General features: G+C 53.1%; 18 protein-coding genes. 7 read left to right on the top strand and 11 right to left on the bottom strand.

Annotation, left to right across the window (positions count from 1 at the left end):
- The coding region (locus tag AB1N33_RS00005; protein ID WP_411269965.1) for an IS3 family transposase at nt 1-89 on the top strand (89 nt) is incomplete at its 5' end.
- Nucleotides 90-151: 62 nt separating this feature from the next.
- On the opposite strand, the gene AB1N33_RS00010 is transcribed toward AB1N33_RS00005, so the two are convergent.
- Both AB1N33_RS00010 and miaE read right to left on the bottom strand, forming a co-directional pair.
- Nucleotides 152-751, bottom strand: a complete 600-nt coding sequence (locus AB1N33_RS00010) for a Yip1 family protein (RefSeq protein ID WP_411269473.1) — start codon at nt 749-751, stop codon at nt 152-154.
- 113 nt (nt 752-864) lie between these two features.
- A complete protein-coding gene (gene miaE, locus AB1N33_RS00015) occupies nt 865-1,665 on the bottom strand; it encodes a tRNA isopentenyl-2-thiomethyl-A-37 hydroxylase MiaE (RefSeq protein ID WP_411269474.1) in 801 nt (266 codons plus the stop codon).
- Nucleotides 1,666-1,744: 79 nt separating this feature from the next.
- Between miaE and AB1N33_RS00020 the strand changes: the two genes are divergently transcribed.
- On the top strand, nt 1,745-2,341 hold the full coding sequence (locus AB1N33_RS00020) for an acyl carrier protein phosphodiesterase (protein ID WP_411269475.1): 597 nt from the start codon (nt 1,745-1,747) through the stop codon (nt 2,339-2,341).
- 62 nt (nt 2,342-2,403) lie between these two features.
- Here AB1N33_RS00020 and AB1N33_RS00025 read toward each other — a convergent pair whose 3' ends face one another.
- From AB1N33_RS00025 to AB1N33_RS00045, 5 genes are all read right to left on the bottom strand, one after another.
- Nucleotides 2,404-3,135: a hypothetical protein gene (locus tag AB1N33_RS00025; RefSeq protein ID WP_411269476.1), complete on the bottom strand. Its 732-nt coding sequence runs from the start codon at nt 3,133-3,135 to the stop codon at nt 2,404-2,406.
- A gap of 65 nt (nt 3,136-3,200) precedes the next feature.
- Complete coding sequence (locus AB1N33_RS00030; RefSeq protein WP_411269477.1) at nt 3,201-5,096, bottom strand: alkaline phosphatase; 1,896 nt, start codon at nt 5,094-5,096, stop codon at nt 3,201-3,203.
- A gap of 13 nt (nt 5,097-5,109) precedes the next feature.
- Nucleotides 5,110-6,693 (bottom strand): alkaline phosphatase, encoded by a 1,584-nt coding sequence (locus AB1N33_RS00035; RefSeq protein ID WP_411269478.1) that lies wholly within the window; start codon nt 6,691-6,693, stop codon nt 5,110-5,112.
- A gap of 231 nt (nt 6,694-6,924) precedes the next feature.
- Nucleotides 6,925-7,653 carry a UDP-2,3-diacylglucosamine diphosphatase gene (lpxH, locus tag AB1N33_RS00040; RefSeq protein WP_411269479.1) on the bottom strand — a complete coding sequence of 243 codons (729 nt, stop codon included), beginning with the start codon at nt 7,651-7,653 and terminating at the stop codon, nt 6,925-6,927.
- 42 nt (nt 7,654-7,695) lie between these two features.
- Entirely contained in the window at nt 7,696-8,196 is a 501-nt protein-coding gene (locus AB1N33_RS00045) for a peptidylprolyl isomerase (protein WP_411269480.1), read from the bottom strand.
- Between the two features lie 168 nt (nt 8,197-8,364).
- Here AB1N33_RS00045 and cysS point away from each other — a divergent pair, with 168 nt between their 5' ends.
- Both cysS and AB1N33_RS00055 read left to right on the top strand, forming a co-directional pair.
- Complete coding sequence (gene cysS / locus AB1N33_RS00050; RefSeq protein WP_411269481.1) at nt 8,365-9,741, top strand: cysteine--tRNA ligase; 1,377 nt, start codon at nt 8,365-8,367, stop codon at nt 9,739-9,741.
- Nucleotides 9,742-9,810: 69 nt separating this feature from the next.
- Complete coding sequence (locus AB1N33_RS00055) at nt 9,811-10,662, top strand: transporter substrate-binding domain-containing protein (RefSeq protein ID WP_411269482.1); 852 nt, start codon at nt 9,811-9,813, stop codon at nt 10,660-10,662.
- A 6-nt stretch (nt 10,663-10,668) separates the two neighbouring features.
- Here the strand turns inward: AB1N33_RS00055 and AB1N33_RS00060 are convergent, their stop codons facing one another.
- The 3 genes from AB1N33_RS00060 to gloB all read right to left on the bottom strand — a co-directional run bounded on the left by AB1N33_RS00060 (nt 10,669) and on the right by gloB (nt 14,254).
- Entirely contained in the window at nt 10,669-11,724 is a 1,056-nt protein-coding gene (locus AB1N33_RS00060; RefSeq protein WP_411269483.1) for an ion transporter, read from the bottom strand.
- A gap of 7 nt (nt 11,725-11,731) precedes the next feature.
- The gene (locus AB1N33_RS00065; protein WP_411269484.1) at nt 11,732-13,396 is read right to left on the bottom strand and encodes a lytic transglycosylase; all 1,665 of its coding nucleotides are present in this window, start codon (nt 13,394-13,396) and stop codon (nt 11,732-11,734) included.
- 66 nt (nt 13,397-13,462) lie between these two features.
- Nucleotides 13,463-14,254 (bottom strand): hydroxyacylglutathione hydrolase, encoded by a 792-nt coding sequence (gene gloB / locus AB1N33_RS00070; protein ID WP_411269966.1) that lies wholly within the window; start codon nt 14,252-14,254, stop codon nt 13,463-13,465.
- 162 nt (nt 14,255-14,416) lie between these two features.
- On the opposite strand from gloB, the gene AB1N33_RS00075 reads away from it, so the two are divergent.
- Nucleotides 14,417-15,103 (top strand): class I SAM-dependent methyltransferase, encoded by a 687-nt coding sequence (locus AB1N33_RS00075; protein WP_411269485.1) that lies wholly within the window; start codon nt 14,417-14,419, stop codon nt 15,101-15,103.
- A 33-nt stretch (nt 15,104-15,136) separates the two neighbouring features.
- On the opposite strand, the gene metG is transcribed toward AB1N33_RS00075, so the two are convergent.
- Complete coding sequence (metG, locus tag AB1N33_RS00080; protein ID WP_411269486.1) at nt 15,137-17,188, bottom strand: methionine--tRNA ligase; 2,052 nt, start codon at nt 17,186-17,188, stop codon at nt 15,137-15,139.
- A gap of 107 nt (nt 17,189-17,295) precedes the next feature.
- Here metG and apbC point away from each other — a divergent pair, with 107 nt between their 5' ends.
- Complete coding sequence (gene apbC, locus AB1N33_RS00085; protein ID WP_411269487.1) at nt 17,296-18,384, top strand: iron-sulfur cluster carrier protein ApbC; 1,089 nt, start codon at nt 17,296-17,298, stop codon at nt 18,382-18,384.
- Nucleotides 18,385-18,456: 72 nt separating this feature from the next.
- Entirely contained in the window at nt 18,457-19,050 is a 594-nt protein-coding gene (gene dcd / locus AB1N33_RS00090) for a dCTP deaminase (RefSeq protein WP_411269488.1), read from the top strand.
- Nucleotides 19,051-19,197 lie beyond the last annotated feature (147 nt).

Raw genomic sequence — 19,197 nt, forward strand, 5'->3', positions numbered from 1 at the left:
TCGACTATTACAACAACGAACGTATTAAGCTGAAACTAAAAGGCCTGAGTCCGATACAATATCGAAATCAGGCCTTGGTCGCCGCTTAGAAATGAGTCCAACTTTATGGGGTCACTTCATCTGCGGCTCTTTTTGTATTCAGTGATATCAATCAGTGCATGTAAACAGGACCAAAGCCTGAACTCCACAGGATGACGGTCAGGGCCATCAGGATCACCAGCATTACAAGACCACAGGTCACCACGCTGCTGGAATAAATAAACCCTTTTTCCTCCGGCATATGCATCAGAATAGGCACGCCTGAATAAAGCAGATAGACCGAGTACGACAGGCCAACCAGCGCGGCTGACATCACAAACCACAACTCGGGATAGAGACCTGCAAATCCAACCATAAACAACGGTGTTGCCGTATAGGCAGCCAGTTCGAGTGATTGTGTGTAGGTTGGCGTTGCGTCGAACGCATTAGCCAGTTCGTGAATCATTATTGCCAGACCGACAACGCCGGCCATCAGGCCAAAATACATGCCAATGGCCATTTTGGTTGCACTGGCCTGCGTGAGTTTAATGACTTCACCTGCGCCGATACTCCAGCCGAGATGAGCAGCAGAATAATAAGCAACAAGGGTGGGAATAAGCGCAATGATCGCGATGTGGCTGAGGGCGTAAAAGTAGCTCTCATGCTTCCGGTCAATAGACTGCCATTCTTCTCTCGGGTGAGTATAAATTCCGATCAGGTGGTTCAGGATCATGGTTGTACACCTCTAATGCAGTTAGCGAGTATCAGCTGTTAACAAAATTAACAAGCTGTTAACAATGAGTCTGCCCGAGGTGTGAGCCAAGATCAATATTTTTGTGTAAAAAATCAGCAGGCTGCGGAAAGTTTATGCAAGCGGGGTATGCCCGAGTGAAAACGGAATTCGGTGTCGTCCGTTTCAATCAGTTCGCGTTCTTTTTCTCCGAACAAAGCGATACGGTCTTCAATGGATGAGCCGGCTATGTTTCTGGCCAGACTAAGGTAGTCTTCAAAATGCCTGGCTTCAGAGCGCAACAGAGACAGGTAGAATTTCCCCAGCGCAGGGTCCACCAAAGGCGCAAGTCGTGCAAAGCGTTCGCATGACCGGGCTTCGATATACGCGCCACAGATCAGTTTATCGATCAGTTTTTCGGGTTCATAGGTTCTGACATGGCGTAACAGACCATTGGCATAACGGCTTGATGTGACTGATGTGTAGTCCATGCCCATTTCATGCATGATCTCCAGCACCTGATAGAAATGATGCAGCTCTTCTTTAATCAGCAGTACCATTTTATCCAGCAAATCACGTTTAAATTCATCCAGGTGGCAGGTATCGAACAACGCCTTTGACAGATTTTTTGTGTGCAGAGACCGCCAGTCGCCCTCGTGCCGATAGGTAAAATCTTCGTATGGCTTTAACCAGGCCAGCAGGGCAGTACTGGTCGCTTCATCAGCAATGTAGCGTCGTAACAGGTACATGGCTGACTGCGCTGCTTTCAGTTCACAAATCAGATGGTCGGTCAGCAGCACGCGTAGATTGTCCGGCCTGACGGCTTCTTCCAGCCACGCCTGCGGGGTATCGCAATGCAAAAAGCCGGTGACAGGGGTCAACAGGTGTTCAATTTCGGTACGCTCAATGGCTGCCATACTGTGTTACTATCTGATTCTCTGGTGTGGGCGGCAAGTCTAACCAAGAGCCTATTCGGACTCAAGTTAACTGAGTGAAATGAACTACCTCGCACATCTGTATTTAGCACAGCCAACCGCCGACTCATCGTTTGGTAACTTACTGGGCGATTTCCAGCGCGGTGTCGATCGTGAGCGGTTACCGCCGGCGGTCAGGCGCGCACTGAAAAATCACCTGCTGGTAGACCATTACACTGACCATCACGCCAGGGTTCGGGAAGCGAAGCGGCTGTTCTCGCGTCCGCACCGTCGCTTTGCCCCCATCGCACTGGATGTGTTGTTTGATCATTTCCTGATAAAAGACTGGCACACCTACAACAGCGTCGACTTTGATGACTACTGTCATCATCGCTATGCGTTATTGCAGGCCAGACACCGGCAGATGCCCGCGCGCATGCAGCGTGTGGTATCGCACATGTCAGCAAACCATGGGCTGGCCGGCTACCGGGAGCTTGATGGCGTGGAGCGCGCGCTGACATTCATTGCCGACAGGCTGCGTTTTGATAATCCCTTTGCTGACAGCATCGATGATGTAGAACGACACTATGATGAACTTTATGCCTGCTTTCAGGCCTTTTTCCCCGACCTGATCCGGCATGTCGCAGAACATTCACCGGAACGTGAATCATCAGTGTAGCCAACCATGGCATCAGCCGCTGCCGGATGCACAACGGGCGATGCCGGTATCGACTGATGGTGTTAGTGGGCGTGGTCGTGAGTGCCAGCCAGGGGCGTGCCGTCCGCTGTATAAAAACCGCTGGCGCCAGGCTGAATGAAGCCCTGGTTAACCATCCTGATTAAGAAGGGATCGGTATGGTCGTCACCAATATCAGCAAAATCGGTGCTGTAATAACCGTCACGGTGTCTGAAAAACTGCGTGATGGCCTCATTGTCCTGCGTGATGCTGGTCAGTGTCCATGTTTGCCTGTTCTCTCCCTGCACCTGTTCAAACGACCTCACCAGGCGCAGCGCTGGCTGCCAGGTCAGATGTATCGCGCCGGTTGCTGTATTCAGGCTGAACTGCTGAGTACGCTCGCAGCCTTCACCGGTTTCATCAACCAGCGTCATTTGTGACAGCAGGGCGTCGCTTATCAGCTGGTAGCGCAACGACCAGTCGGTGTCGGCTTTACCGTGAATACGCTCACCCGGCATGTACTCGATGGCGCGCTCGTCGTCATCAAAATAGCGGACTGGCTTTATCCAGCGCTGTTTAACGTGGGTCCAGCTTTCTGTAATGCCCGTCTGGGGATGCTGGTGGGCCACCTGGTTGCCGTTTCGCCAGAGTACCAGCGTGGCTGTCTGGCCGGGGTGACCGGCGTGCTGCTGCGATACCGCGTAGGTTGCTGTCAGTTGCCCGGCCGGTATATCACACGTGGTGGTCATGCCGGTTTGCAGATGCAGCAGTGCGCCAAATAAAAGTGAACTCAACATATCGTCTTTCCAATCAGAAACGGGAGAAGCGAACGCCTCTCCCGGTAACTACCACTTTGCGTCGTTTATTCCAGTGTGCTGTCTGCCTGACCAACCAGGTCGGCGGCATAATCCATCACGTGGAAAATGACACTTTGCTCATTGGTACCGTTGACGAGAAAAGCACCAGGGCCCTTAGCATAGATACCCACATCTTCACCCGAGTGCGTTTCACTGGACAGCGGGATAAGCGCTTCCTGGTGATAGCCCGGCGTGGTGGTATCGATATCCGTCAGGTCTTTACGGCCAGTGTCGATAGCGTAGTTATACCCCTCGTCAGAATCGGTTTCTGCACCCAGGTTACGGAAGCCCAGTCCATTGGTGTAACCCAGTGTGGTATAAGGCATACCATCGGCGGCAGTCGCGGGCTCTGTTGCGCCGACATTGACGACTTTGCCTAATATCGGGTTACCGCGCTTCGGATAGCCCGCGATGGTAAACACGTGACCGTGGTCAGCGGTGACAATGATCAGTGTGTCGCTGTCGTCGGTCATTTCATCCGCTGTCCTGACCGCATCTGACAGGGCCATCGCATCCATCAGCGCGCCGTAGGCATTGCCGGCATGGTGCGCATGGTCGATACGGCCTGATTCAACCATCAGGAAAAAGCCCTGCTCATTGTTATCGAGCAGTTCAATGGCTTTCCCGGTCATGTCTGCAATCGACGGCTCACCGGCAATATCGTTCTCACGGTCTGCTTCATATTGCATATGAGACTCGTTAAATAGCGCAAAAACGCGTCCGGTGGTATCGGTGTTCAGACCATCGAAGCCTGCCTGATCGTAGATATACACGCCGTCGCTGTACTGTGCCTGCCATTCTGCCGTCAGGTCACGGCCGTCAGTACGGTCACCTTCTACCGCGCTGACTGCATCCGGGCTGTTATATGCCGCATCCTTTGGCAGGAAGTGCCGGCGACCACCGCCCATCACCACTTCAATACCATCGACATCAAGACCGTCAAAACGGGCTTCCAGATTTGCCTCGAAGTTAACCAACTGGTCGGCGATATCGGTACAGCCAGCGGTCACGGCTGCTTCAGGCATATCTGAGATATCTTCCCAGTTGCGGTCAGCAGATTTCGCGTACGTCGCCGCAGGCGTTGCGTGCGTAATACGTGCCGTTGAAATGATACCGGTCGACTTGCCCGCAATTTCGGCAATTTCCAGTGCCGTTACCAGTTCATTGCCGGCAACCGTTGCGCAGTTACCACGTTCAATGTCTTCATCCACGCCAATCACGCCGACATCGGTTTTTACCCCGCTCATCATCGCGGTCATGGTGCCGGCTGAATCGGGTGTCTGCGCGTCCACGTTGTAGGTCTTCGACAAACCGGCAAACGGGAAGGCATCAAAACTCAGCTGGTTCTCTTCACCCTGCAGGCCGTTAAGCTGACCTTCCATTATCCGTGCTGCCGTAACGGTAGAAATGCCCATGCCATCACCGACAAACAGAATGACATTTTTGGCCTGACCACGTAGTTCAGCCATCAGCTGATCCAGTTCAGCCTGGCCGGACACCTGATACTGATTCACCGTCTGAGCCGGTGTCGCACTGGTACCCGTCGCGTTCATCCATACCTGCTTGTTGGCCTCGACTTCTGCCCGGGCGGCAATAAACCAGTCGTTATTCAGGCTGGTCAGCAGTTCGCTGTCGGCAACGGTGGTATTACCGGGGGCACAGGCAAAGCTGGTGGACGTGATTTCACTCTCCGACAGGGTACCATCACCGTCGCTGTCCAGTCCGGAATCAAAGCGTACGCCGCTGTTAGGGCAGTTCACATCGCCAACCGGCAGATCAGTTTGTACGGTCAGGCTGTTCAGGCCATCGTTTCCGTCTGCGCCATCCTTACCATCATCGCCTCCGCATCCGGTCAGGTGGGCTGTTGCTAATGCCAGAAGGCTAAGTTTAAGTAGTTTCATGATGTGCTCCCCCTTATTCTTCAATCAGGCCAAGTGCCTGGTTAACCAGGTGGAAAACAACATTCTGTTCAACCACACCCTGTACTAACTGGCTACCCGGTCCGGTAGCATGTAGCGCAATATCTTCACCCGAGTGGGTTTCACTGGACAACGGGATAAGCGCTTCCTGGTGATAACCCGGTGTGGTGGTATCCGAGGACGTGATATCCATACGTCCGGTCGCGATATCATAGGCGTAGCCTTCGTCTGAATCGCCCTCACTGCCAAGATCACGGAAGCCCAGGCCATTGGTGTAGCCAAGGGTAGTGTAAGGCATGCCGTCTGCGGCGGTGGCAGGCTCTTCCGCGCCCACATTCACCACTTTGCCCAGAATCGGGTTACCGCGCTTTGGATACCCGGCAATGGTAAACACGTGCCCATGGTCAGCGGTGACCAGTATTAGCGTTTCTGAAGGATCGGTGTTTTCATAGGCCGCCAGCACAGCCTGTTCGAATGCCAGTGTATCAGTGAGAGCACCTGCGGCATTGCCGGCATGGTGAGCATGGTCAATACGTCCTGACTCGACCATCAGGAAGAAACCGTTGTCGTTATTATCAAGAATGTTGACGGCCGCTTCGGTCATCTCTGCAATGGATGGCTCGCCGGCAATGTCGTTGGCCCGGTCGGCTTCATATTGCATATGAGACTCGTTGAACAAACCAAACACACGCTCTGTGGTCTCGGTGTCAATGGCGTCAAAGCCGGTCTGATCGTAGATATAGATGCCGTTTTCGTAACGTGACTGCCATTCCGCAGTCAGATCACGACCATCAGTCCGATCACCCTCTATTTCGCTGACCGCGTCCGAACTGTTATATGCCGCCTCTTTTGGCAGGAAGTGACGGCGTCCGCCACCCATCACAACCTCGATACCGTCAACATCAATACCGGTGTAACGGGACTCCAGGTAAGATTCAAAGTTGACCAGCTGATCGGCAATATCTTTACATCCACCGGATACTGCGTCTTCTGGCATATCGGAGACATCTTCCCAGTTGCGGTCCGCTGATTTGGCATAGGTTGCTGCCGGGGTAGCATGGGTAATGCGGGCTGTCGACACGATACCGGTAGATAACCCTTTAATTTCTGCCAGTTCCAGAGCGGTAATCACCTCATTACCGGCAACCGTCGCGCAGTTGCCACGTTCAATGTCCTCGTCCACACCAATCACGCCAACATCCGTTTTCAGACCCGACATCATGGCCGTCATGGTACCGGCTGAATCCGGCGTCTGTGCATCGACGTTGTAGGTTTTCACCAGGGCGGTATGTGGGAAGGCTTCAAAGGTCAGGTATCCTTCTTCGCCCGGATTGCCAGCCAGCTGACCCTTGTGAATGCGGGAGGAGGTCAGTGTGGACACGCCCATACCGTCACCGACAAACAGGATGACGTTTTTGGCTTTGAACCGGTTGTTGGTGTTCAGTTTATCCATCAGGCGGCTTTGTGCGTCGGTATACCAGTCACTGCCAGACTGGCTTGCAGGTAATACCGAAGCATGCAGCGATGATGAGACCGCGAGTGCGAGCCCGCTGATCGCGAGTTTCCAGTTTGATTTCATGCTTTTTTTTCCAAATTATCATTATAGCAGTGGGCTAGACCGCAGCCCCGGACAGACAAAACACGGACACCTGATGACGGCGTGTAAGCCATATTATCAGGGTACCCGTCAGTATCGGACCGCTAGACTAGAGTGCGAAGATGACGTTTGCTTGAAGATTATGTGAAGTCGCGGTTGCAAAACCGTGAACAGGGGATGACACAAATATGACGAGCCAGGCAGCGCGCGGTGTCAGGCGACAAACGTGCGCTGCTGCAGAGCCAGATCGGTTTCGCTGACTTTCAGAATACTGCCCTGATCGTACCAGTCACCCAGAACAATCCGGCGGGCCGGTTTACCGTTGGCAGTCAGCATATGAATGTTAGGGCGATGGGTATGTCCGTGGATCAACTGCTGAACCTGATGTTTTTCCATCACGTGCACCACCTCTGATGGGGTAACATCCATAATTTCGGGTTTCAGCTGCTTCTGGTTGGCCTTACTTTCAGCGCGCCCTTTTCTGGCTACTCTGCGTCGGTACCATAGCGGCAGCGCCAGCATTAACCGGGGCCACCACCAGCCGCGCGATTTCTTACGAAACTTCTGATATGCAATATCCCGGGTACATAATTCATCACCGTGGGTGAGCAGCGTTGGCTTACCGTATAAATCAACCACCGTCTGTTCATGTAATAGCTGCATACCGGCTTTATCCAGCCAGCCCTGGCGAATTGCAAAGTCGCGGTTGCCATGCATGAAGTAAACGGGACAGTGTGTACTGAGCTGCCTGAACGCGTCTGCGACGGATTCGCTGAACGGCGTGATGTCATCGTCGCCAATCCAGACTTCGAAAAGATCGCCAAGCACATACAGGGCATCGGCATCACAGGCCTCATCGCGCAGAAAGCGAAACAAACAGTCAGTAATGTCCGGTCGGTCGGCACTTAAATGCAGATCGGCAATAAAATAGGTAAACGACATAGGCAAACAGGAGAGCAGGGCGGCATGACACCGCCCGAGTGATCAGGCGTCGCTAACTTCAGCTTTTTCAATAACTACTGGCTCAACAGGCACATCCTGGTGGAAGCCGTGAGAGCCGGTCTGAACGCCTTTGATTTTTTCAACGACATCCATGCCGTCAGTGACTTTTGCGAATACGCAATAACCCCAGCCGTTGACCGACTCGCTGGAGAAGTTCAGGAAGTCATTGTCGCGCACGTTGATAAAAAACTGCGCTGTCGCTGAATGAGGATCCTGGGTACGGGCCATCGCAACGGTGCCTTTGTCATTGCTGACGCCATTGTTGGCTTCGTTTTCAATCGGCGCCTTGGTGTCTTTCTGATCCATGTCTTCGGTAAAACCGCCGCCCTGAATCATGAAACCGTCGATAACACGGTGGAAAATGGTGCCATCATAAAATCCGTCTTTCACGTAGCTGATGAAGTTTTCCACGGTTTTAGGCGCTTTATCCGCCAGCATCGATAAGGTGATATCGCCATGATTGGTTTTAAGGGTTACCTGCATGTGTTCTGTCCTGAATCGGGTTAAAAGTAATAGGGGGCAATGGTAGCGCAAAAGTTGCAAGAGGGAAATGTCTGCAACGCCCCCGAATTTGGGCTGTTGGGACTGTGACTCGATCCCATTGAGTGCTAAACTCTGCGACCCATAATAATCAGACAGGAAACCATTTCGATGCTACATCTTTACAATACCCGTACCCGCGAGAAAGCGCGCTTTGTTCCACTACAGGAAGGGAAGGTCGGCTTGTATGTGTGTGGTATTACGGTTTACGACGTCAGTCATATGGGGCACGCCCGTACGTATCTGAGTTTTGATGTGCTGGTACGTTATTTACGTCACCTGGGTTACGAGGTGAAATATGTGCGTAATATTACTGACGTAGACGACAAAATTATCGCCCGCGCGAACGAGAATAATGAGACGACCGACGCGCTGACTGAACGTACCATCGCGATGATGCATGAAGACTTCGCCGCCATCAATTTGCTGGAACCGGATATTGAACCCCGGGTAACCACGCATATGGATGAAATTATTGCGATTATCCAGACCCTGATTGATAAGGGCTTTGCCTACCAGTCGGAAAGTGGCGATGTGCTGTTCGATGTCAGCGAGTTTCCGGCCTATGGAAAACTGAGCAAACAGGATCTCGAGCAATTGAACGCGGGTGCACGTGTTGAAGTGGCTGCCGGTAAAGCCGATCCGCTTGATTTCGTATTATGGAAATCAGCCAAGCCCAATGAACCAAGCTGGGCTTCGCCATGGGGCGATGGCCGTCCGGGCTGGCATATTGAATGTTCGGCGATGAACCATAAACATCTGGGCGCACATTTTGATATTCATGGCGGCGGCTCTGATCTTATTTTCCCGCACCATGAAAACGAAGTTGCGCAGTCGTGCTGCGCATTCGACACGCCGTACGTTAACGTATGGATGCACACCGGCATGGTGCAGGTCAACGATGAGAAAATGTCTAAATCACTGGGCAACTTCTTTACCCTGCGTGACGTACTGAAAGTGCACGACGCGGAAACCCTGCGTTTTTTCCTGATGTCGGCGCATTACCGCAGTCAGCTTAGCTATACCGAAGCCAATATTCATCAGGCCAGAGCGGCACTGGAACGCCTTTACACCGCATTGCGGGGTGTCACTCCGGATGCCTCCACAGCGTTGTCGTATGGCGGTTACCTTGCGCGCTTTGAGTCAGCGATGAACGACGACCTGAATGTGCCTGAAGCGATGTCGGTGCTGTTCGAGGTCGCACGCGATCTCAACAAAGCGAAGGCTGATGCTGACGAGGCAGGCAGACTGGCGACGGTGCTTAAGGGCCTCGGCGGCATTCTCGGCCTACTGGAAAATGATCCCGACGCCTACCTCCAGTCCGGAAGCGACGATGATGTGGCAGAAATTGAAGCACTGATTAAAGCCCGTAATGATGCCCGCGCAGCCAAGGACTGGGCGAAAGCCGACGCCGCACGTGACGCGTTGACAAACATGGGTATTGTGCTGGAAGATGGACCTGAAGGGACAACCTGGCGACGCAGCTAGGTTATCTGGCCGCAGCCATCACTGCGGCCATGTCCTGCAGTTTTACTGGCCATCAGTCCGGAGCAAAGCATGCGGTATGTGTTAGGTGCGTTATGTTGGTTCATTTCTTTTGCAGGGCATACCAGTCATCCGCCGGTTAACATTGTGGCCGGGACGTATCAGGACCACATTCCTGAAATAGCCGGCTTTGTTGAGCGTTACGGCTGCCAGCATCCTGACGTCGCTAATTTTGGTGAAAACCAGATCCTGGCTGAATACCTTATCTTCTGTACTGCACTGTCTTTATCGGAACGCCAGTACACCATTCGTTTGCTGGGTTTCCCTATCAACACGCGTCTTGTCGACGGTATCAACGACAACCTTGCCGATATATCGGCCGTTGGGATCTGGAAAGACGAAGCGGAGCGGCAGGGAACCGAGACATCCGCGCCACTTTTTCGCAGTGGAGAATTTATCAAAGGGCTCTACACCACGAAGGCGAATCTTGACCGTTTCAGCAACACAGAAAGCCTGGATAATGCTGTCGTGCTGGCCAATCAGAACTGGACCTTCGACTGGGAGATGCTGAACTGTACGTCATTGCGCGCCATTCATGTTGACCAATATGAAAACATGTTCAGGATGTTGTTAGCGGGCAGGGGCGATGTTATCCCGTTAACCTTCAGTAATCGCATTGATCTGAAGCGTGATCAGTTCGGCATTGCACTGTACCCGGTCGCGGGAGTGAAGCTGGTGTTTCCGGGAACCACGCATTTCGTGGTCAGCAACCGCACGCCACGTAGCAAAATGCTGCTTGAAGATGTCAACACAGGGTTACGTCAATTGCGTGAAAACGGGGTGATTGAGCGCGTGTATGCCCGGCTGGGGATCACCACATCACGTGTCAGCGACTGGCAGCACATCGGTCAGTGTTCGTCCTGACCAAGTTTATTCCCGCTCTGAGGTGGGGCTTTGCGATGGTTCGTCAGGCAGAGGGATGGTTTGTTCTTTACTTGCCAGTTCGTGCTTCCAGCGCTGTTGCGATACGTGTTGCTTAATCAGTTCCAGACATTCATTCACTACCGACAGCACTTCTTTATCAAGCTCATCTGCGGTTGGCGTGTACTCGTGTAAGCCCGCGGTGACAAAGTGGTCAATCCGGTCCGCACTGATATCGCTCAACAGGTTGATGACCGACATCGTGACGATGTCCGTGACTGCTTCCTCCAGCGTATTCTCGATGGTTTTGCCAACCACGGGCAGGTAGTTCAGTGTGGAAACCTGTGCGTTACTGCGTACCGCTTTGCCCACGCTTTTTCTGACGTGCTCTCTGACGGCTTCGCCATATTCGGCGTCGCTGATTGACTGACCAAGGTGATTCATGACACCCGCCAGCCACTGAGTCAGGATAGGGCGGCGCGGTGCCAGCACCTGACGGCTGATATCGTCAATTAACGGGGAGCCGGCGGCAATGTCTTTTTGTGCGTCGCTGAGCACTTTCACAACGATGCGATCGCTGAGCTCCTCAACAAACACATCATAGTAAAAGCGGAAAAAGCGGAAGATGGCGGTGTCGTTTAAGTCGATAATCTGGAATTTGTGCAGCCGGTGCAGGATAGAAAAAATGCGCAAAAAGCGAAATATCCTGGTTGCGCCCAGCGGGATCAGGCCGACAATATCGTACCAGTGCAGAAAGGGGAAAAAGTACCAGCGAAGGTGCTCTTTACGGACAACCGATACCACCCACCGGAAGCAGAATTCAACGAAAAAGACGCTGACAAAAATCAGATCGACGAACAGGAAGTTACGGTGGATGGGGTCGTAGACGTCAACAAAGCCCGGAAAATACACCGCCAGTTGGCTGAACAGCAGTTCCGTGGCGTAAAGACCGTCAAAAATGAGCCATGCCAGGTTAAGAAAAAGTACTCCCAGCATAACGAGATCAAGGATTAACCAGGGGGTTTCGTGACTTTTCCGTAAGTTTTCGCGGTTAATCCTGAGCATGATGACGTTAGCCTACATTTCTGAGCCGGGTTACATCCACAATGAGTTTTAGTTTCTGACCAGGCTGCAGGTAACGTTTCGCTGACAGATCGTTCCATTTAGTAATATCACTGACTTTCAGATTGAATTTATCCGCAATGCGTGACAGCGAGTCGCCGCGTTTCACCGTGTAGGTCAGCGTTTTCATGATGCTGTCGGGTCGCTGATTTTCACTGACGGTATCCAGCCAGATGGCCAGCGTCTGACCCGGCCGCAGCATGTCGTTAGGGGCCATGCCGTTCCATTTAGCCAGTTCCCGCGTGGATACCTTATACTTCGTCGACAGATCCCACAGTGTGTCACCCGACTTCACGGTATGCGTCAGCTTGTGTTCGCCGCGGCGCACGTTCTGTGTCGATGCCAGTCGCTGGTCCTGTGACAGTGAATACGCATCCAGCTCTTTGAGTGCCACCGGCACCATGATGTGATCGCCAATGCGGATCATGTTGCCGTCGATATCGTTAACGCGTTTTATGATATCGGCGGTCGTGTGATACTGGTGGGCTAGCTTTAGCAGACTGTCGCCACGTTTCACCTCGTGACGAACCCAGTTAAGTCGCTCATTGCGATCCGCTTTTGCCAGCGCGTCGGTAAATGCTGCCGCTTTATCTACAGGCAATATCAGTCGGTGCGGGCCGTCAGGATCGGTCGCCCAGCGGTTAAAACCAGGGTTAAGTGCATGCAGGGCTTCCAGCGACATGCCTGCCAGCTCAGCGGCGAACGCAAGATCGACCTGTGAACCAATATCAACAATGGTAATGACTTCGTTGTTGTCTACCGCTGGCCAGTCAAATGCATACTCCTCACGGTGCTTAAGAATATCGGCCAGCGCGAGCAGCTTCGGTACATACGCACGGGTCTCACGGGGCAGATCCAGTGACCAGAAATCAGTCGGTTTGCCGGCTTTATAGTTGGCACGAATGGCACGTTTTACGCGGCCCTCGCCACTGTTATACGCGGCCAGTGCATGCAGCCAGTCGCCGTCGAAATATTCATTCAGGTAATTAAGATAGGCAATTGCGCCCTGGGTTGATGCGACAACATCACGGCGGCCGTCGTACCACCATGTCTGCTGAATGCCGAAACGTTTGGCGGTGCCCGGAATAAACTGCCACATCCCGGCGGCGCGGCCATGCGAATAGGCAAACGGGTCGAATGCACTCTCGACAATGGGCAGTAACGCCAGCTCCATAGGCATGTTTTGCGCTTCAAGTTCGCTGACGATGTAGTAGAGAAAGGGTTTGGCACGTTTGACTACACGGGCCATGTATTCAGGATGTTTCAGGTACCAGTCACGCTGCACTTTCACGCGCTTGTTATCAGGTACGCTAAAGCTCAGGCCATCACTGATATGCTGCCACACATCACTGACAACATCGGGCGCTGCTTCCTGCGGATCCGGCTTGGCGACAACAAGGTCAACCGCCACTTCTTCACTGGGATGCATGACTTCAATGACGCCTTCATCCGCCACCGTACAATCGGCCTCTTCCTGCCCTGTGGTGTGCACAACATCACAGGTTTGCTGCGTATTGCTGTTATCTGCGCTTTGAGGATCAGCACCCGTTAACTGACAGCCGGTTAGCACTCCGGATGCAATAAGAAGCGAGAGTAGAGAAAGGCGCGACGTCATGCTTAACAAACCTCAGTAGCAGCGTTTACAAAACGTCCATTGTACGGACTTCCGGAACCAATTGCATTAAAACTCATCTTTCCAGCGGCGAAGTGCAGCAAACACGGCAATGTCGTCATGCAGTGAATCGCTGCTGTGCTGGCGAACTGCCTCGGCGACACCCTCAGTGTTATAACGTAAAAACGGATTGATCGCTTTTTCTTTTTGTACGGTGCTGGGCAGAGACGGCGCGTCCTGATCCCGCTGTTCGGCGACCCATTGTGCATAGCGTTTAAGATCGGCATTATCGCTGTCGACCGTCAGCGCGAACCGCAGATTGGCCTGGGTGTATTCATGCGTGCAGTACACCAGCGTGTCGTCAGGCAGACGCATTAACTTGTTTAGAGAATGCACCATCTGTTCCGGTGAACCTTCAAATAACCGTCCGCAGCCAGCAGAAAACAGCGTATCGCCGCAAAACAGCACGCCATGTCCAAAAAACGCAATATGATCAAGCGTATGACCCGGCACTTCCAGCACAGAAAATGACATTTTGAAAATCGGCAGTGACAGGGTGTCTCCCTGCGCGACACTTTTGGTGATACCTCGGATATGATTGCCGCGCGGGCCAATAACTGGAATATCGGGAAATGCGCTAACCAGTTTTCTGATACCGCCGGTATGATCGCCGTGGTGATGCGTAATCAGAATGGCGGCCAGTTTGAGGCCATGTTCCCGGCAAAATGACAGCACAGGTTCGGCATCACCCGGGTCCACAACAATCGCGTGTGCGGCATTATGCAGACACCAGATGTAGTTGTCGGTAAACGCCCGAACAGGGGTAATGGTCATACCGTCAGGCAGTAAGTCATTGTTCATCATGAACTCGCTTGTGGTATAAGAGCGATATGAAGCTACTATAGAAACTTGTATAGGTGAGAGCAACCTAATGGATCAGTCTTTACGCTAATGAGATCGGCATTTCGACGTCATCCCCCTCGCTATCCGCGATCCTGGTCAGACTTTACCAGTGGTGAAGTAATGCAACAGGCTATTCAGACGGTGTGCAATGAATACAGCCAGCGTATTTTTGGCTACCATTTTGTTCGTCTGGGGGAACTGAGTGCCGAGATTTCACTGCCTGACTGTCCTATCCGGCACAAGATTAATCAGACCCACGGGCAGCATGCGCACACAAGTCTGGTGAGTCAGTCGCACGCGCTACCGTTTGCAGAAAACAGTATTGATGGCCTGTTACTGGCCAATGAGCTGGATTTTGCTCAGGATCCTCATCAGATTGTGCGTGAGGTAGACCGCGTAATTACGCAAAACGGCTATGTGATCATCAGTGGCTTTAACCCGCTCAGCCTGACAGGACTGTTGCGCTGGCTGCCCTATAAACGGCAAAGTTTGCTGCATGATGCGAGCTTTTTCACGGCGGCTCGCATTAAAGACTGGCTGCAACTGCTGGGGTTTGAGATTGTTGAACAGCATCAGGTGCTGTATTCGGCGCTGCAGTGCAAGCACCGCGTTGACGTATCCCGTTTCAGGGGGTGGCTGGCTAAGTACCTGCCCTGGTGCGGATCTGTTTACGTGATCCTGGCGCGAAAACGCGTTATTCCGATGACGGCGATTCGTCCCCGACTGAAAATTAAACCTCAGTTTGCGCCGGTGAGTGCCGGCATGTCGAGAGCGCAAACGCGCGATACACACCAGCGCCGCCGCTGATGCAGCGGCCCGGTGAGTGCAAGGAATGGTAGATTACTTCACACGCATGCCTGGTTTGGCACCTTCGTGCGGCTCAAGAATGTAGAGCTCGTCACCGCCAGGACCAGCCGCTAAGACCATGCCTTCAGATAAGCCAAAGCGCATTTTGCGTGGCGCCAGGTTGGCGACCATGACAGTGTGTTTGCCGATCAGGGCCTCTGGTGCATAGGCCGATTTAATGCCTGCAAAGACCTGACGGATTTCGCCGCCCAGATCCAGTTCGAGGCGCAGCAGCTTATCCGCTTTTTCGACATGCTCAGCATTGGCAATGCGCGCAATACGCAGGTCAACTTTGGCAAAGTCATCAAAACTGATGGTCTCGCTGATAGGATCTTTCGCCAGCGGACTGTCTGGATCGATAGCAGGTGCCGGCGCCGCCAGACTTTCTTTAGATGCGTCAATCATCGCGTCAATTTTCTCCATCTCAACCCGTTGCATCATGGGCTTGAATTTATTGATTTTATGACCGGTAAGCAGGGTATCGAGTGACGCCCAGGTCAGCTCATCATTCAGGAATGCTTCGGCTTTCTGAGCCAGCACCGGCAGAACCGGCTTAAGGTAAATCACCAGCAGACGGAACAGATTGATCCCCAGTGAGCAGACGTCATGAGTGAACGCCTGTTTCGTATCATCTTTCACGGTTACCCACGGTGCACTGGCGTCGATAAACTGGTTGGCCATGTCTGCCAGCGCCATAATTTCGCGTACCGCCTGATGGTAGCGGCGCTTTTCATACAATTCAGCAATACGTGGCGCAGCCTCCTGGAAGGCTTTGACCAAATCCGGCTCAATGACGGTGTCAGACAGGGTGGCGTCGAACTTCTTATAGACAAAACCGGCGCAGCGGCTGGCAATATTGACCACCTTGCCGACCAGATCTGAATTCACTTTTTGCGCGAAATCGGTGAAGTTCAGGTCGATGTCGCTTACCCCGTCACCGAGTTTGGCGGCAAAGTAATAACGCAGGTATTCCGGGTCCAGGTGGTCCAGGTACGTACGGCCTTTAATGAAGGTGCCGCGCGACTTGGACATCTTGGCGCCGTTCACCGTGACAAAGCCGTGAATGTTTACGCCAGTCGGCTTACGGTAGCCCGCACCGTCCAGCATGGCCGGCCAGAACAGGCAGTGGAAGTAGGTGATGTCCTTCCCGATGAAGTGATACAGCTCGGCGTCAGAGTCGGCAGCCCAGAAGCTGTCAAAGTCCATACCGTGCTGATCGCAGTAATTTTTAAAGCTGGCCATGTAGCCAACCGGTGCATCTACCCAGACATAGAAAAATTTGTTTGGTGCGCCCGGGATCTCAAAACCGAAGTAAGGTGCATCACGGCTGATATCCCATTGCTGCAGGCCTTCGTCAAACCACTCCTGCAGTTTATTCGCCATTTCTTCCTGCAACGCGCCAGAGCGGATCCAGCTTTTCAGCATGCCTTCAAATTTAGGTAGGTCGAAGAAAAAGTGCTCTGACTCTTTTAATACCGGTGTTGCGCCCGATACCACGCTGCGCGGATCCTTGACCTCGGTCGGGCTGTACGTAGCACCGCACACATCGCAACTGTCGCCGTTCTGATCTTCCGCGCCGCAACTCGGGCAGGTGCCTTTGACGAAACGGTCAGGCAGGAACATCTGCTTTTCGGGGTCAAACAACTGATTAATTGTGCGCTTACTGATGTAACCGGCACTATCAAGTCGACGGTAGATTTCTTCACACAGCGCCTTGTTTTCCGGTGAGTGGGTCACATAATAGTTGTCATACTCAACGTGAAAATCCATCAGGTCCTGGTGGTGTTCCGCGCGCGTACGCGCCACCATTTCTTCAGGCGTAATGCCCAGTTCCTGTGCTTTCAGCATGACCGGGGTGCCGTGTGCATCGTCGGCACAGACGCTGAAACATTCGTGGCCACGAAGACGCTGGAAGCGCGTCCAGATATCGGTCTGGATATGTTCCAGAAGGTGGCCTAAATGAATAGAGCCATTGGCATAGGGCAGCGCGCTGGTCACCAGGATGCGACGTTTCTCTTGTGCCCGTTGTTGCGTGTTTTCTGACATAATGACGTTATTGGTTTTGTGGGTTACGAAATGGCTGCAAATACTAGCGGAAAACCACTGGTTTTGCATTAATTCATTGCAGCCGCGGCGAACGGAAAAGGAGCGCCATGTTTTTTAAAGACAAGACAGCGAAACAGGCCCAGGCGGTGGCTTTGGCCCTGGCTGAGTATTTTTCTGCCGATGCGTCGGTGGCAGGCCGCTGGGTAACGATTAACGGCAACGACGTCACGGTAACGCTGCCATTTTGCGCGGCAAGTCTGCACGCAGACATAGCGGCGTTAGTCAGCGGGGCGTGGCAGGGCGGTGGCGCGCCTGATAACGTGAGTATTCGTCAGCAGATCCCCAGTTTTCACACCCAGGCCAGCCCGGTAACCAATGTCCGTAACATTATTGCGGTGGCCTCGGGTAAAGGCGGGGTTGGCAAGTCGGCTACCAGTGTTAATTTAGCGTTTGCACTGCAACAGGAGGGCGCACGGGTCGGCCTGCTGGATGCTGATATTTACGGGCCGTCAGTTCCCATTATGCTGGGCAACCCCGACGCCCACCCTGTCAGTTCGGACAATAAACACATGCAGCCGCTGGAAGCGTGGGGCATGGTGGCAAACTCTATCGGTTATCTGGTGCCCCCCGAGGACGCCGCTGTGTGGCGCGGGCCGATGGCAAGCCGGGCTCTGAATCAGCTGATTAACGAAACCCTGTGGCCGGTGCTGGATTACCTGATTGTGGATATGCCGCCGGGAACCGGCGATATTCAGCTGACCATGGCGCAGCAGGTACCACTGACCGGCGCGGTAGTGGTATCCACGCCACAGGATCTGGCGCTGGCCGACGCCCAAAAAGGGATCAGCCTGTTTGAAAAGGTGCATGTGCCGGTGCTGGGACTGATTGAAAACATGAGTTATTTCCAGTGTCATCACTGCGGTGAGAAAAGCTATGTGTTCTCACACGGGGGCGGCGCCGGGCTGGCAGAACGACACGGACTGCCGCTGCTGGGCGCATTGCCACTGGATACCGCAATTCGTGAACATGCCGATACCGGTTCGCCACTGCTGGTGGCCAAGCCCGACAGCCCGCTCAGCGATGCTTATCGTGAGGCCGCGCGGGCGATAAGCCTGCAACTGGCGCTGACGCGCCAGCCGCGGGATACCGGCGAGGCACATATTCGCGGAGAGCAGATTGGCGTGCGCCAGTCTTAACGGTGGTTTTTCGTTGCCCGACAGCGCAACGCACCGCATAATATCACCAGTTGAAAACAAGGGACGCTGACCATGCGACTGTGCGATCGCGACATTTACGAGTATTTACAGGCAGGCAAAATAGGCATAGACCCCATGCCCGATTACGCCCAGATAAGCGGGGTGACCGTGGATATTCGCCTGGGTAACAAATTTCGCGTATTTGAAGACCATCAGGCACCGTACATTGATTTGAGCGGGCCAAAGAGCCAGGTGGAAGAAGCGCTGAATTCGGTCATGAGCGACGAAATTACGCTGGCCGACGGCAAGGCGTTTTTTCTTCATCCGGGTGAACTGGCGCTGGCAGTAACCCATGAATCAGTCACGCTGCCCGACAATATCGTCGGCTGGCTGGACGGACGCTCTTCGCTGGCCCGCCTTGGTCTGATGGTGCATGTCACCGCCCACCGCATTGACCCGGGCTGGTCTGGTAATATCGTGCTGGAGTTTTATAACAGCGGCAAGCTGCCCCTGGCATTGCGCCCGATGATGAAAATTGGTGCGTTGAGTTTTGAGGTACTGTCGAGTCCTGCTGAAAAACCGTACAACGCACGTACTGATGCTAAGTATAAAGGGCAGGCCGGTGCAGACGCGAGTCGCATTAATGAAGACAGTAGTGAACGTTAATCAGTCATCATTTCAGGCATAAGACGCCTTCAGAACAGTATCACTTTGTAAAATTCAGAATTAAGTTAGGGAAGAGCGCAGTAGTCAACCTACTGCTTCTCTGTTGAAACTTAATGAAATGCAGAATTTTATGGAGTGTGTCATGCA

Source organism: Alteromonas nitratireducens (genome assembly GCF_040812025.1).
GTDB lineage: Bacteria > Pseudomonadota > Gammaproteobacteria > Enterobacterales > Alteromonadaceae > Alteromonas > Alteromonas nitratireducens.

What these genes read in the sequence shown, in the direction of transcription:
- miaE (WP_411269474.1), bottom strand. Translation starts at nt 1,665, where the DNA reads ATGGCAGCCATTGAGCGTACCGAAATTGAACACCTGTTGACCCCTGTC.
- apbC (WP_411269487.1), top strand. Translation starts at nt 17,296, where the DNA reads ATGTTTTTTAAAGACAAGACAGCGAAACAGGCCCAGGCGGTGGCTTTG.
- AB1N33_RS00075 (WP_411269485.1), top strand. Translation starts at nt 14,417, where the DNA reads ATGCAACAGGCTATTCAGACGGTGTGCAATGAATACAGCCAGCGTATT.
- cysS (WP_411269481.1), top strand. Translation starts at nt 8,365, where the DNA reads ATGCTACATCTTTACAATACCCGTACCCGCGAGAAAGCGCGCTTTGTT.
- AB1N33_RS00025 (WP_411269476.1), bottom strand. Translation starts at nt 3,135, where the DNA reads ATGTTGAGTTCACTTTTATTTGGCGCACTGCTGCATCTGCAAACCGGC.
- dcd (WP_411269488.1), top strand. Translation starts at nt 18,457, where the DNA reads ATGCGACTGTGCGATCGCGACATTTACGAGTATTTACAGGCAGGCAAA.
- metG (WP_411269486.1), bottom strand. Translation starts at nt 17,188, where the DNA reads ATGTCAGAAAACACGCAACAACGGGCACAAGAGAAACGTCGCATCCTG.
- lpxH (WP_411269479.1), bottom strand. Translation starts at nt 7,653, where the DNA reads ATGTCGTTTACCTATTTTATTGCCGATCTGCATTTAAGTGCCGACCGA.
- AB1N33_RS00035 (WP_411269478.1), bottom strand. Translation starts at nt 6,693, where the DNA reads ATGAAATCAAACTGGAAACTCGCGATCAGCGGGCTCGCACTCGCGGTC.
- AB1N33_RS00020 (WP_411269475.1), top strand. Translation starts at nt 1,745, where the DNA reads ATGAACTACCTCGCACATCTGTATTTAGCACAGCCAACCGCCGACTCA.
- gloB (WP_411269966.1), bottom strand. Translation starts at nt 14,254, where the DNA reads ATGAACAATGACTTACTGCCTGACGGTATGACCATTACCCCTGTTCGG.
- AB1N33_RS00055 (WP_411269482.1), top strand. Translation starts at nt 9,811, where the DNA reads ATGCGGTATGTGTTAGGTGCGTTATGTTGGTTCATTTCTTTTGCAGGG.
- AB1N33_RS00030 (WP_411269477.1), bottom strand. Translation starts at nt 5,096, where the DNA reads ATGAAACTACTTAAACTTAGCCTTCTGGCATTAGCAACAGCCCACCTG.
- AB1N33_RS00045 (WP_411269480.1), bottom strand. Translation starts at nt 8,196, where the DNA reads ATGCAGGTAACCCTTAAAACCAATCATGGCGATATCACCTTATCGATG.
- AB1N33_RS00065 (WP_411269484.1), bottom strand. Translation starts at nt 13,396, where the DNA reads ATGACGTCGCGCCTTTCTCTACTCTCGCTTCTTATTGCATCCGGAGTG.
- AB1N33_RS00060 (WP_411269483.1), bottom strand. Translation starts at nt 11,724, where the DNA reads ATGCTCAGGATTAACCGCGAAAACTTACGGAAAAGTCACGAAACCCCC.
- AB1N33_RS00010 (WP_411269473.1), bottom strand. Translation starts at nt 751, where the DNA reads ATGATCCTGAACCACCTGATCGGAATTTATACTCACCCGAGAGAAGAA.